16 protein-coding genes are annotated in these 12,858 nt (G+C 61.4%); 4 read left to right on the forward strand and 12 right to left on the reverse strand.

Annotated features, from left to right (window positions below; genetic code table 11):
- A complete protein-coding gene (locus NXC14_RS11360) occupies nucleotides 1–459 on the reverse strand; it encodes a GNAT family N-acetyltransferase (RefSeq protein WP_085778228.1) in 459 nt (152 codons plus the stop codon).
- A gap of 128 nt (nucleotides 460–587) precedes the next feature.
- Between NXC14_RS11360 and NXC14_RS11365 the strand changes: the two genes are divergently transcribed.
- Nucleotides 588–1,007 carry a hypothetical protein gene (locus tag NXC14_RS11365; protein ID WP_085778229.1) on the forward strand — a complete coding sequence of 140 codons (420 nt, stop codon included), beginning with the start codon at nucleotides 588–590 and terminating at the stop codon, nucleotides 1,005–1,007.
- Here the strand turns inward: NXC14_RS11365 and NXC14_RS11370 are convergent.
- From NXC14_RS11370 to NXC14_RS11380, 3 genes are all read right to left on the reverse strand, one after another.
- The gene (locus NXC14_RS11370) at nucleotides 1,004–2,149 is read right to left on the reverse strand and encodes a DUF2336 domain-containing protein (protein ID WP_085778230.1); all 1,146 of its coding nucleotides are present in this window, start codon (nucleotides 2,147–2,149) and stop codon (nucleotides 1,004–1,006) included. The two genes, NXC14_RS11365 and NXC14_RS11370, sit on opposite strands and share 4 nt — an antisense overlap.
- A 101-nt stretch (nucleotides 2,150–2,250) precedes the next feature.
- Complete coding sequence (locus NXC14_RS11375) at nucleotides 2,251–2,868, reverse strand: flavin reductase family protein (protein WP_085778231.1); 618 nt, start codon at nucleotides 2,866–2,868, stop codon at nucleotides 2,251–2,253.
- Nucleotides 2,868–3,452 carry a nitroreductase gene (locus tag NXC14_RS11380; protein ID WP_085778232.1) on the reverse strand — a complete coding sequence of 195 codons (585 nt, stop codon included), beginning with the start codon at nucleotides 3,450–3,452 and terminating at the stop codon, nucleotides 2,868–2,870. The genes NXC14_RS11375 and NXC14_RS11380 overlap by 1 nt, the downstream gene beginning before the upstream one ends.
- Before the next feature lie 113 nt (nucleotides 3,453–3,565).
- Between NXC14_RS11380 and NXC14_RS11385 the strand changes: the two genes are divergently transcribed.
- A complete protein-coding gene (locus NXC14_RS11385; RefSeq protein ID WP_085780073.1) occupies nucleotides 3,566–4,669 on the forward strand; it encodes a hypothetical protein in 1,104 nt (367 codons plus the stop codon).
- Nucleotides 4,670–4,735: 66 nt separating this feature from the next.
- Here NXC14_RS11385 and NXC14_RS11390 read toward each other — a convergent pair.
- From NXC14_RS11390 to NXC14_RS11425, 8 genes are all read right to left on the reverse strand, one after another.
- A protein-coding gene (locus NXC14_RS11390; protein WP_085779012.1) for an IS66 family transposase occupies nucleotides 4,736–6,390 on the reverse strand; the annotation gives its coding sequence in 2 pieces (ribosomal slippage) (nucleotides 4,736–4,932 and nucleotides 4,932–6,390; 1,656 coding nt in all).
- 45 nt (nucleotides 6,391–6,435) lie between these two features.
- Nucleotides 6,436–6,783: an IS66 family insertion sequence element accessory protein TnpB gene (gene tnpB, locus NXC14_RS11395; RefSeq protein ID WP_008536653.1), complete on the reverse strand. Its 348-nt coding sequence runs from the start codon at nucleotides 6,781–6,783 to the stop codon at nucleotides 6,436–6,438.
- A complete protein-coding gene (locus NXC14_RS11400; RefSeq protein WP_004675073.1) occupies nucleotides 6,780–7,187 on the reverse strand; it encodes a transposase in 408 nt (135 codons plus the stop codon). The genes tnpB and NXC14_RS11400 overlap by 4 nt, the downstream gene beginning before the upstream one ends.
- 297 nt (nucleotides 7,188–7,484) lie before the next feature.
- Nucleotides 7,485–9,491: a threonine--tRNA ligase gene (gene thrS, locus NXC14_RS11405; RefSeq protein WP_085778233.1), complete on the reverse strand. Its 2,007-nt coding sequence runs from the start codon at nucleotides 9,489–9,491 to the stop codon at nucleotides 7,485–7,487.
- A 117-nt stretch (nucleotides 9,492–9,608) separates the two neighbouring features.
- Nucleotides 9,609–10,136 carry a DUF1697 domain-containing protein gene (locus tag NXC14_RS11410; RefSeq protein ID WP_085778234.1) on the reverse strand — a complete coding sequence of 176 codons (528 nt, stop codon included), beginning with the start codon at nucleotides 10,134–10,136 and terminating at the stop codon, nucleotides 9,609–9,611.
- Nucleotides 10,133–10,561: a DUF2267 domain-containing protein gene (locus NXC14_RS11415; RefSeq protein ID WP_198175443.1), complete on the reverse strand. Its 429-nt coding sequence runs from the start codon at nucleotides 10,559–10,561 to the stop codon at nucleotides 10,133–10,135. Before NXC14_RS11415 ends, NXC14_RS11410 begins: the two co-directional genes overlap by 4 nt.
- Nucleotides 10,558–10,962: a membrane protein insertion efficiency factor YidD gene (yidD, locus tag NXC14_RS11420; protein ID WP_085778235.1), complete on the reverse strand. Its 405-nt coding sequence runs from the start codon at nucleotides 10,960–10,962 to the stop codon at nucleotides 10,558–10,560. Before yidD ends, NXC14_RS11415 begins: the two co-directional genes overlap by 4 nt.
- 5 nt (nucleotides 10,963–10,967) lie before the next feature.
- On the reverse strand, nucleotides 10,968–11,414 hold the full coding sequence (locus NXC14_RS11425; RefSeq protein ID WP_085778236.1) for an iron-sulfur cluster assembly scaffold protein: 447 nt from the start codon (nucleotides 11,412–11,414) through the stop codon (nucleotides 10,968–10,970).
- 311 nt (nucleotides 11,415–11,725) lie between these two features.
- Here NXC14_RS11425 and folE point away from each other — a divergent pair, with 311 nt between their 5' ends.
- Entirely contained in the window at nucleotides 11,726–12,340 is a 615-nt protein-coding gene (gene folE / locus NXC14_RS11430) for a GTP cyclohydrolase I FolE (RefSeq protein ID WP_085778237.1), read from the forward strand.
- A 25-nt stretch (nucleotides 12,341–12,365) separates the two neighbouring features.
- Nucleotides 12,366–12,818 (forward strand): phosphoribosyl-AMP cyclohydrolase, encoded by a 453-nt coding sequence (gene hisI / locus NXC14_RS11435; protein WP_085778238.1) that lies wholly within the window; start codon nucleotides 12,366–12,368, stop codon nucleotides 12,816–12,818.
- Nucleotides 12,819–12,858: the final 40 nt, after the last annotated feature.

The following is a 12,858-nucleotide window of genomic DNA, read 5'->3' on the forward strand; positions in this document are numbered from 1 at the left end:
CTATCCCAGCCGCTTTTCCATGAACAGACTGAGCGGATCCGGAAGATAGGTGCCGAAAGCCTCGATCTCCTGGTATCCGTATTTACGGTAGAGGGCGATCGCCTCCGGCTGGTGGATGCCGGTCTCGAGCCGGATCGCCGTCAGCCGCTTTTCCCCCGCGATCGCCTCCAGCGCATTCATCAATCCGCTCGCGATCTTCAATCCCCTCGCCTGCGGGTCAACGAACATGCGCTTGATCTCCGCCGTGCCGTCGCCGGCCTCGACCAGCGCGCAGCATCCGACGATTGCCCCCTCATTGCGGGCGACGAAGAAGCTTACCGAAGGTTTCTCCAGCAAGGAGAGGTCGACCATGTGGTTGCTCTCCGCGGGATAGAGCGACGCTGCATAGGCGTCGGAAAGATCGAGAAGGCGGATGACGCCGTCCTGACGCGGCGGCTCCTGGGCGATAGTGACGGACATGATGGTTTCCAATGTTTGCGGTAGGCGCAGATTTTGCGACATGACGAAGAGTTAATGCCTTCGCCTTGTTTCGGTTGGAATTGCGCCGTCTAAGGCGATCTCAAGGTTCATAGCCAAGGAGGCAGAATATGCAAGCGGTGCTCATCGCAATGACAATTCTCGGTTGCGACGATTCCGTCAGCCAATGCAGCTATGTTGCGACGGTCGACAAGCGCTGGGAAACAGTTGCCGCTTGCGATGCCGAAGCCGAACGCCGGCTCAAGGCCTATGCCAATGTCAGCTATCCCTCGGTCATCGCCGTGTGCGAGGCCCCGAAAGCGCTTGCCATCGCCGAACCGGCGAAACCGGCGCCGTTGCCTGCTGCCGCCGCCGACACCGCTCCGGTGGCACCCGAAGAACCGACAGGCCTCGCCGGCTTTGCTGAAAACATTGCCGGCCAGGACCGCGCACATCTGCCATCCGGCCGCGACGTCAGGGAGACGCTTTCCAAACCCGTGCATTTCGTCTCCACCAGCTATTCCTGGGTGGTGACTCGGCTGAACGACTAGGCCGCCGCAAGCGCCGCATAGACACGGGCTGATCGGCGCTGTTCGGCGACATGAAGCTTTTCCACCATGTCGAGCAGTTCTCCGGCCGCGCCGTGTGCGCCATGGTGATGGCGGAATTTTTCGAGAAGACGGCCGCCGACGGTCCCCAGCATGCTGCCCGGCGCCCTTCGAGCGGCCTCGCGCCACAGAAGCGTCGCCTCGACGAAGATCACGCTGATATCCCTCGGCAGGCCGGCAGATTCGTAGAGGGCGCGAACCGCGTGCATGCGCCCGGTTGCCAGGATCGAGCGCACCCTGCGCTCGCTGCACGCTGTCAGATCGACGATTGCAGCAGCGAAGAAATCCAGCTTGCCGGCGCAGAGCGCATGCATCAGCAAGGACGGCGTCAGGCGGTCGTTGAGGCGCAGATGTTCGACGAGATCCGGGATCTCCCGCGGCGCGATATCACCGGCGATCGAAACAATGGCTGCCTCGGTCGCCTCGCGGCTGATGCGCTGGAGCCGCGGCAGGCCGATCGCCGCCCGCGCCAACGGCAGGCCGACCAGCGCATTGCTGACATGCTGGGTGAGCAGCTGGCGGGCATCGGCCGGAAGATCGCTGCGGTCGAGCAGCAGGTTGCGAATATCGCAGCAATCGCCAAGCCGCTCGGCTATCCGTTTCAACGATTGGCTGGAGATGGCCGCGCCATCGTTTTCGAGCAGGCAAAGCACTTCGTCTTCATCGCCGACCTCCGCAAGTGCCGCCGAGACCGGGCGCCTGACATGGGCCCTGGCCGCGATCAGCATGCGGGTGGCGCCATTGCCGCGCGCGGCGAGGTCGACGAGATCGGCGTCGCTGAGAAGCGGCGAACAGGTGACGGCGTGGCAGGCAACCTCGGGCTGGTCCGCGGCGAGCGAAAGGATCAGGCCGCGCGGCGCGTCGGGTGACCAGGCGATCGCCTCGGCCAGTGCAAGCCGCACACGCGGCGACGGGTCATCGAGAAGAAAGGTCATCGCCATCTCGGCTGCCGCCCGCTCCTCCCCGCTCATCTCGGATTGCAGATAGGCTCGACCGAGTGCGTTCGCGGCCCGGGCCCGATCACCGGTCTTGGCCGTTTCGATCCAACGAAGGAAAGCTTCTACGATCACGCGACGCCCCAGCACTTGAACGCGATTCCTTCGCGTTTCATTCAATGCTGTGACCGTAGCGACAAAAGGTTTAAGATTGGTTCACCATATTTCTTAAGCCTTTCTATGCCTTGCCTTCAGGCTCCCGCCTTTGGTATCTGCGGCCGGAACATCTCGAAAACATCGCTGCCTTCGCTGTAATCCATGTAGCCCATGCGGGCGACAGGGCGGGCGATCGACATGTCGAGGCGGCCGTCTCTGACGATCGCCTCGTCAATATGGATGCCGACCACCTCGCCGAAGACGAGGACGTTTTCAGACGGCGCGCCCGACAGCGTTTTCGGCTCGATGATTTCGGTGACCCTGCATTCGAGCACGGCGTAAGCCTCGCCGACATAGGGCGCGTCAATCCGTTCGGACTGTTTCGGCGTCAGCCCGGCGAAATCGAATTCGCTGTTGCCGTACGGCAGCGCCGCCGAGGACAGATTCATCTTTTCGGCGAGATCGCGGCTGACGAAATTACAGGTGAAGGCGCCGGTTTCCCCCGCATTGCGCTGGCTGTCCTTGCGACCGGCGGAAGAAAACATCACCAGTTTCGGCCGGTCGGCGACAGCGTTGAAGAAGGAATAGGGCGCAAGATTGATCGAGCCGTCTCTGCCCTTGCTGCCGATCCAGCCGATCGGCCGCGGCGAAACGATCGCCTTGAAGGGATCGTGCGCAAGGCCATGCCGGTTGCTGTCGGTGGTGTAGAACATCAGTCCGCTCCCCCGACCCAGGTCACGGTATCGGCAAGCTCCGGCCGCGGCCGCTCTATCGCCGGGAATGTCGTCGAGCCGATATGGATGAAGCCCGCCACCTTTTCGCCGGGACCGACGCCGAGCAGAGGATAGGCGCGCTCATCATAGGCGAACCATTCCGTCAGCCAGTTGGCGACATAGCCGTTGGCATTGGCAGCAAGAATGACGTTGAAGCAAAGCGCGCCCGCCGACATGACCTGCTCCCATTCCGGGATCTTGATGTGCGGCCCCGCCTTGCTGACGACGGCGACAACCACGGGCGCGCGCGTGAAGCGGGTGCGCTCGACCTGGATCATCTCTGCGGAAAGGTCCGGCTTTGCCTCGAGCGCCAGTTTGAGAAGCTCCTCGCCGAGGCGCGCACGCTCATCTCCGCGATAGACGATGAAGCGCCAGGGAGCGATCTTGCCGTGGTCGGGAACGCGCGAAGCGAGCCGCAGGATCTCTTCGATTTCGGCCTTTTCCGGGCCGGGTTCGCACATCTGAAAAGCGGGAATTGAACGGCGCACGGCGAGGTAATCGATCAGCTTGATATCGGATTTCATGCGGGAGAAACTTTCATTTTTATGCTGCTGCAAAGCGTGGGTCTTGAATTTGCCATCGCGTTGGTCTTGAAGTGGCCTTTGCGATTTCAGAAGTCAATCGGTTCACGAAACAGATGTTTGGCATTTCGCCTCTTGCACGCATCGGCCTCGCCATCGCCCTGATGGTATTGATGCCCCTCGGCGCCGGTGCGCAGGATGCCTTCAAGGATTTCAAACAGCTCGACTCGACGTCGAAGATGCCTAAGCTCAATGCCTTCATCGCGCCCGGCGCCGCGCCTGAGGGCGCCAAGCTGCGCGACGTCGCGATGGAAGCCAAACTGACGGCCGACGGTACGCCTGTCGAGGATGGCCTTTCCTGGTATGTCTTCAGCCCGATCGCCGGCGCCGACGGCAAGCTGCCGCTGATCGCCAGCGCCAAGGGCGGACCCGCCGCCTTCCAGCTCGCTCCGGGCGATTATTTCGTCAATGTCTCCTTCGGCCGCGCCGGTGTCACCAAGAAGCTGACCGTTCCTGCTGACGGCGAGGTCGACAAGCAGGTGATGGTCCTTGATGCCGGCGGCCTGCTGCTCAATGCCGTCTCCGGCACTGATGCCCGCATCCGCCCCGACCAGCTGAGCTTCTCGATCTATTCCTCGGAAGTGCGCGACGATGGCGAGCGTGGCCTCGTCATGGCCGACGTCTCGCCGAACACCGTCGTGCGCCTCAATGCCGGCACCTATCACATCGTTTCCGAATATGGCAGCGTCAACGCCGTCATTCGAGCCGACATCCAGGTCGAGGCCGGCAAGCTCACAGAGGCAACGATCCAGCACCGCGCCGCCCAGATGACCTTCAAGCTGGTCTCCGAATCCGGCGGCGAGGCGATTGCCGACACGGCCTGGTCGATCCTGACTGCCGCCGGCGACAGTGTCGGCGAAAGCGTCAGCGCCTTTCCGACCATGGTCCTTGCCGAAGGCGAATATTCTGCCATCGCCCGCAACAAGGACAAGATCTATCAGCGCGATTTTACAGTGGTTGCCGGCCGGAATACCGATGTAGAGGTTCTGATGAAGGACCAGGAGCCGCAGCAGCCCGAGAGCCCGGCGGCCCGCACGGTGCAGCAGGCGCCGGCCGGCACGCCGCCGCCTGCGGGTGTCCAGCCGGCTCCGGAGGAGCCTCTGCCCTCCTACGAACAGCTCGTGCCGCAGGGCGGCGGCGGCGGCGCCAGCCTGGATTGATTCTACCAGGCACGCTTCTGCGGCGTGCCAGCGATCAAGCCGTAAGCCTCCGGTGAAGGCCGCAGGTCAGGCCGCTTGAGCGTTGACGGTCGGCGGCGTCCAATTCCACGGAAGCAACTGCTCCAGCCTGGTAATCGACGTATCAGCGATGCGGGCAAGAACGTCGGCCAGCCACACCTGCGGATCGATGTCGTTGAGTTTTGCCGTCATAATCAATGTGGCCATGAAGGCCGCACGATCTGCACCGCGGTCTGATCCGGCAAGAGCCAGGATTTTCTGCCGAGCGCAAAGCCTCTGAGCGCTCGCTCTGCCGCATTATTCGTCAGGCAAATCCGGCCGTCCTGCAGAAATGATGTGAAGCCATCCCAGCGCTTGAGCATGTAGTCGATCGCCTCCGCCACCGGAGAACTGCGTGAGAGCTTTGCCCGCTCGGTTTGAAGCCAGACCTGCAGATCATCGACGAGTGGCAGACAGTCTCTCCGGCGACGCTCCAGGCGTTGATCGGCCGTAAGCCCGTTGATCTCGCGCTCAATATCGAACAGGCCGTCGATCCGTTTGACGGCTTCGAGCGCCATAGGCGAGATCGGCGCGGCATTCTTTCCACGCTTGGCATTTGCGGCGATGTCGGCGAGCACGAAGAACTTACGCCGCGAGTGTGCCCAACAAAACGCCTGCCTTAGAGGATTTGGATCGCGATCAACCTTGAACAGCGGATTGTAGCCGCCATAGGCGTCCGCCTGCAGAATGCCGTTGAAGGTCTTCAGGTGGCGCTCCGGATGCTCCTGCCGTCGGTCCCGCGAGGCATAGTAAAGGGCCGCCGGCGGAGAGAGCCCTCCGAACGGCCGATCGTCCCGGACATAGGTCCAGATGCGGCCCGTATCGGTCTTTCCCTTGGCCAGGATCGGCACGGTCGTGTCGTCGCCGTGCAGACGTTCGGCAGCAAGGACATGCGCCTCGATCAGGGAGTGAATGGGCTTCAACGCCGCGGCACATGCTCCAACCTGATCGGCCAGCGTCGACAAGCTGAGGTCGACGCCCTCGCGGGCGTAGCGCTCGCTCTGGCGATTGAGCGGCTGGTGCTGGGCGAACTTCTCAAACAGGATCATCGCCAGCAGGTTCGGCCCGGCAAAACCGCGGGGTGTCACATGGAAGGGTGCGGGTGACTGCGTGATCTTCTCACACTCGCGGCAGGTGAACTTCTCCCGCACCGTCTGGATGACCTTCCACTGACGCGGGATGACTTCCAAGGTCTCGGTAATGTCTTCGCCAAGCTTCGACAGTTTAACCGATCCACAACAGGCGCAATTCGTGGGAGCGGCGATTACGACGCGCTCACGCGGCAGGTGTTCGGGAAAGGGCTTGCGTGACGGACGCTTGCGCTCGAAGGCTTTGACGGCTGAAGCTTTGGCTGCGATCTCCGCCGCCAGTTCATCTTCACCGGCGTCCGCTTCCAACTCCTCGAGCTGCAGTTCCATCTGCTCCAGGAGCCGCGCCTTGCGCTCGGACCGGCTGCCGTAGAGTGCACGGCGAACCTTGTCGATCTCCAGCTTCAGCCGCGCGATCAGCGCCTCGGAATGCGATACGAGTGCCTTTGCGCTGGCGGCTTCTGCCTTGGAGGTCGCTGCTTCTGCTTCGGCTGCGACACGTCGAGCGCGTTCCTGGGCCAGCAGTGCAAGCGCACTGGCAAGGTCGTCCGGAAGCTCTTCGGTCGCATTGCTCATGACAGGATGGAATCATATTCGACCCTGTCATTCCAGTGTTTTTGCTTATCCGGCCGACGTCGGCCGCCAGGTCTTTTGCGGCATCCGCCAGTCGATACCTTCCAGCAGATAACCGAGCTGCGCAGGCGTGATCACCACCGTGCCATCGGCCGCTGATGGCCAGATGAAGCGGCCGCGCTCCAGCTTCTTCGTGAACAGGCAAGCGCCCTGGCCGTCATGCCAGATCACCTTGATCAGACCGCCACCGCGGCCGCGGAATACGAACAGGTGTCCACACATCGGGTCGCGCTTCAGCGCCTCCTGCACCATCAACGACAAACCGGGGAAGCCCTTTCGCATATCGGTGTGGCCTGTCGCCAGCCAGACCTTCACGCCACTCGGAACCGGAATCATCGCAGCCCCAGCACGCAATCGAGAATCCGGCCAAGGGCATCCGTATCGATGTCGCTATCCACGCGCACGCGCCGACCCCGTCCAAGCTCGATTGTCACATCGCTACGCTTCCGACGAGGGTGGGATGTGGTGGGCGATTCCGGTTGAACGGGAGAGACTGTCGAAGCGGCCTCGGATACGATCACCGGCACCAAAGTCGCCGTATCAGACCTTGGCTCCTCGATCCGGCAAAGCTCTTTGCGCCAACGGAACAACTGGCTGACATGGATGCCGGCCGCGCGGGCAATCTCGGAGATGACCGCGTCTGGCTCAAAGCACGCAGCGACAAGGCGCTCTTTATCTTCGCGTGACCAGCGCCGACGGCGCTCTACAGACGTGATCACCTCAATTGGATGCTTCGTCATATGACTACTCCTAGTGTTACCACTAGGACTGGCAGTCAGAAGCCCTCTATCGCAAGACGGCCTTCACCGTGGGCTTACATCAAGCCGATCGGTCGGCGCTCTGCAGCGCCGCGCGTCTGATCAGACGCGCAAAGGACGCTATCATTTTGGTCTACGCATCGGCCGATGCGCCAGGCGCGGATTTCATTCATTGACAGGAAGATTTGGAAGTGCAGACGAGAGGCGCATGGGCGGCTGCCCTTCGCGAAAGATATTTCCGACAGCGCCGAAGTCGGCGCTGTCGTATTCCCCCGATTTTCAGGCCGCCTTGGCTTTCTTTGCGTCGGCCTTGCGCCGGATGTCGGGCGGCGTGGCCTCGAGGGTGAGGCTCTCGACGGCGGCGTCAAGCTCCATCGAAACCTGGTCCTGGCTGCCGAGGCGGCGGATATTGACCGTGCGCTCCTCGGCCTCCTTCCTGCCGCAGACGATGATGACAGGAACCTTGGTGACGGAATGCTCGCGGATCTTGTAGTTGATCTTCTCGTTGCGGAAGTCGGTCTCGACGTTGAGACCGGCATCGCGCAGCGCCTCGGCCACTTCAAGTCCGTAGGCATCAGCCTCCGATGTGATCGTTGCGACCACCACCTGCAGCGGCGATACCCAGAGCGGCATATGGCCGGCGAAGTTCTCGATCAGGATGCCGAGGAAGCGTTCCATCGAGCCGCAGATGGCGCGATGGATCATCACAGGCTGCGTCTTTTCGGAGTTGCTGTCGATGTAGAAGGCGCCGAAGCGTTCCGGCAGGTTGAAGTCGACCTGCGTCGTGCCGCATTGCCATTCGCGGCCGATCGCATCCTTCAACGTATATTCGAACTTCGGACCGTAGAAGGCGCCCTCGCCCGGCAGGATGCCGGTCTTGATGCGACCTTCGGATTGAGCCTCGATCGTCTTCAGCACATCTGTCATGACGGCTTCGGCGCGATCCCAGAGGGCGTCGGAGCCGACGCGTTTTTCCGGCCGGGTGGAAAGCTTGACGACGATTTCCTTGAAGCCGAAGTCTTCATAAACCGAGAGGATCAGATCGTTGATCTTCAGGCATTCGGCTGCCATCTGCTCGTCGGTGCAGAAGATATGCGCGTCGTCCTGCGTGAAGCCACGCACGCGCATCAAACCATGCAGCGCGCCCGACGGCTCGTAGCGGTGCACCAGCCCGAATTCGGCAAGGCGGATCGGCAGTTCGCGATAGGACTTCAGGCCATGCTTGAAGATCTGCACGTGGCCGGGGCAGTTCATCGGCTTCAGCGCGAACACGCGATTATCCGCTTCCTTGTCGTCGGGATGCGTCATCGCATGCGCCGACTTTACGCCGAACATGTTTTCCTGATACCAGCCCCAGTGACCGGAGGTTTCCCAGAGCGACGTATCGAGCACCTGTGGCGCGTTGACTTCTTCATAATCGACGGCAAGCCGACGGCGCATATAGGCGACGAGCGTCTGAAAAATGCGCCAGCCCTTACCGTGCCAGAAGACGACACCCGGGCCCTCTTCCTGGAAATGGAACAGGTCCATTTCGCGGCCAAGCTTGCGGTGGTCGCGCTTTTCGGCTTCCGCCAGCATATGCAGGTAATTGTCCAGGTCGGCCTGATCGGCCCATGCCGTGCCGTAGATGCGCGATAGCATGGCGTTGTTGCTGTCGCCGCGCCAATAGGCGCCGGCAACCTTCATCAGCTTGAAGGCCGTGCCGACCTGGCCGGTGGAGGCCATATGCGGGCCGCGGCATAGGTCGAACCAGTCGCCCTGATGATAGATCTTCAGATCCTGCCCTTCCGGGATCGCATCGACGAGCTCGACCTTGTACTGTTCGCCCTTGGCGGCAAAGACTTCCTTGGCCTTTTCGCGCGACCAGATCTGCTTGGTGAACGGCGCGTTGCGGGCGATGATCTCCTTCATCTTCTTTTCGATCTTCGGCAGATCGTCGGGTGTGAAGGGCTCGTTCTTGGCAAAGTCGTAATAGAAGCCGTTCTCGATGACCGGGCCGATCGTCACCTGAGTGCCGGGCCAAAGCTCCTGCACCGCTTCGGCCATCACATGCGCGGCGTCATGGCGGATGAGCTCCAGCGCACGAGGATCCTTGCGGGTAATGATCTCGATCTTGCCGTCGCTCACGGTATCGGAAAGATCGCGCACGGCGCCGTCGATCGCGATGGCGACGGCGCTCTTCGCAAGCGACTTGGAAATGGATTCGGCGACATCCCTGCCGGTCGCGCCAGCAGGGAAACTGCGCACGGAACCATCGGGAAATGTCAGGGAAACGGATTGGGACATCGAAATTCTCCTTGTCCAGTCCCGCCAACGAATGCGGGTGGTTGAAATGACGCGACACCCAAGCGGGAGGCGCTGCCGCCTGATACTCAGGTTTCGCTCGGGAGTAAAGCAGCCGGCTCACATGATCATTTGCGCAAGACCGCAAACGGTGTTCCAGTTGCGCATCGTTCCGACGCCAAGCCGCTTGGTCGTCAGCGCCGAAAGCAGTTTTGACTGGCTCGGTTTGCCGGCGAAATCGATCCAGAGGTCGCCGCCGACGACGGCGATGCGTTGTCCTTCCGCCATCAGCGGCTTCAGCGCCTCCACCTTCTCAGGATCGATCGGCAGGCGCATCACCCGGACGATCACCTGGTCGCCGCTGCCGTCCCTGAAGGGGTTGGTGCCGCAGAGCGCCATCCAGGTGCAGTCGCTGCGCACGATGATATCGACATGTTTGCCGAACTTTTCTTCAAAGGCCTCTTCCAGCGCAACCTCGATTTCATGCGGACGCATGTCGTCGGCCTCGAAAACGAGATTGCCTGTTGAAACCAGAGTGCGCGGCTCGCGATAGCCGAGCTCTCTGGCAAGCGCGCGCAAGTCTTCCATGATCACCCGGCGACCTGGCGCCAGGACGATGCTGTGCAGCAGGGCGATGAACGTGCTCATGGCCGCCAGAACTCCGCTGCTCCTTCTGGCAAGGTCTGTAGCACCCTGTCGAATGCCGTTTCGTCGACTCGTTTTCGCACGGCCGCCGCCACCTCGCGAATGGCGGTGTCGGGCGAGAAATTGTGGTCACTCCGCAGTGACTGAACTTCGCGAGTCATCGTCCTGCGATCCTCGAAGGGACGTTTGACCTCATCGGGATCCCAGTCGGCGACGAAAATCGCCCGCAGCACCGGCGGCAGCAGATTGGCAAAGCGGATCGCCTCCTCGATATCAAGCCGTCGGCGAAACGTCTGGAAGACACCCTGGGTCATCGTATAGATCGCATTTCGGCTGTCGATCAGCGTATCGGTGCGGACGTCGTCAAGGTAGGCGTCGAAATCTGAGGATGCACGCCTGTACTCGCCGGGCATCGTCATCATCCTCACCCTCTTTTGCGTCCGAGCGAGAGATACCGCCACGGTGTCCACCAGCGGAAGCCGTCTCCGAGCACTTCCGGAACCGGATCGAGGCCGCTGGTGCCGCCCGGGCCGCAACGGCCCACTCGAAACAGCGTCATCCAGCCGCCGGCCCATAATCCGTGGCGGGCGATCGACTCGTAACCATATTCCGAGCAGGTCGGGACATGGCGGCAGGAATTGCCGACAAAGCCGGAAAGAGTCAGCTGATAGAGGCGGATAAACCCCATGCCGAGCAGGCGGTCCGGGGTCTTGCGAAACGGTCCGCTATAATTGCGGGAGTAGTGCGCAGTTCTCGCGTGCGCGCGTCTCGATGCGGCCGCGCCGCCATCGTCCTCATCGTCAGCATGCCGGACGCAAGACTCGCACATTTCGGTTACGCCTCGACAACTTCCGCCCGTTTCGCCTCGATCTGCCCGATCGCATCGACGACGGCGTCGAAGGTCAGCATCGTGGAAGCGTGACGAGCCTTGTAGTCCCGCACGGGCAGGAGATAGCGCATGTCTTCGAACCGTCCGCCAGGCCCCGCCCCGTCCGCCTTCAGCATAGCGAGCATGTCCAGTCGCGCCTGCCGCAATTCGCCCGATGTCGCGCCGACGACATGGCGGGCCATGATCGAGGACGAGGCCTGGCCGAGGGCGCAGGCTTTTACGTCATGGGAAAAGCCGGTTACGACATCGCCGTCCATCTTCAGCCAGATACGCACCTTGGAGCCGCAAAGCCTGGAGTGCGCCTGGGCGGTCGCATCGGCATTATCAAGCGTCCCGGTCAACGGTATATTGCCGGCGAATTCGAGGATTTTGCTGTTGTAGATGTCGTCCATGCTGGATTTCCGCTCCAAAATCGCTGCGGATCGGCCTAAATAGGGCTGTCATTGTCGTTGAAACAAAAAACACACCGTGTCATCCCAGGATACTTACATATAATGGCCGTCTTCCTATATGTATGTCGTTCCAAGGCCATGAAAATGCAATGGCCTTGTGTAAGTTTGATTGGGAAACCGTGCCGGATGGGCGCTTGAAATCAGCCCTGAAAGCCCCGGAGCCTGCCAAAGGTGCATGAATTCCCGCATGGGACTGACCAGTGGCGATTCCGACAGATGGGTCCGCGATGCGGGCCAGGAGACCATTGATCATGGACGCCATCGTAAAGAACTTTCCGCAACCGAACCGTGAATCGGACCGCCCCTCCCAGCAGGAAGCAGAAGAAGCGGTTCGCGTTCTGTTGCGCTGGGCCGGTGACGATCCGACGCGCGAAGGCCTCATCGAGACGCCGGCTCGTGTCGCCAAAGCATACCGCGAGCTTTTCGCCGGTTACGACATGGCGCCGGAAGACGTGCTCGGCCGAACCTTCGAGGAGGTCGCCGGTTACGACGACATGGTCCTCGTCAAGGACATTCCGTTCTACTCGCATTGCGAACACCATATGGTTCCGATCATCGGCAGGGCGCATGTCGCCTACATGCCTGATGGCCGCGTGCTCGGCCTGTCGAAGATTGCCCGTGTCGTCGAGATCTATGGGCGGCGCCTGCAGACCCAGGAAACGATGACCGCGCAGATCGCCCGGGCCATTGACGATACGCTTAACCCGCGCGGTGTTGCCGTACTCATCGAGGCCGAACATATGTGCATGGCGATGCGTGGCGTTCAGAAGCAGGGTTCGACCACCTTGACCACGACGTTTACCGGAACGTTCAAGACCGAGCCGGCCGATCAGGCCCGTTTCATGAGCATGGTGCGGAGCCGCTGATACCGACTCCCTCGGGAGGGCCGCAATGAGTCAACTGATCTTCAATCAACCATCCGAGGACAAGTCGGCGTTGGAAGACGCCGGCGATTTCACGCCGCGTTTCGATGACCGTGGCCTGATCACTGCGATCGTCACCGACGCCGGCGATGGCGAACTGCTGATGGTCGCGCATATGAATGCCCAGGCCTTGGCGTTGACCATCCAGACGGGCACGGCCCATTATTTCAGCCGGTCGCGCGGCAAGATCTGGAAAAAGGGCGAGACCTCGGGCAATCTTCAGACGGTGAAGGAAATTCGCACCGATTGCGATCAGGATGCCATATGGCTGAAGGTCGAGGTCGCCGGCCATGACGCGACCTGTCACACCGGCCGCCGTTCCTGCTTCTATCGGACGGTGACGCTGCGCGACGGAAAGCCGATGCTCGACATCGTCGATGACGAGCGTCATTTCGATCCGCAGGACGTCTACGGAAAATAGACTGAACTATACTGGCATTTGCCCCTTATTGTGCCAGAAA

It is taken from the genome of Rhizobium sp. NXC14 (assembly GCF_002117485.1).
Taxonomy (GTDB): domain Bacteria; phylum Pseudomonadota; class Alphaproteobacteria; order Rhizobiales; family Rhizobiaceae; genus Rhizobium.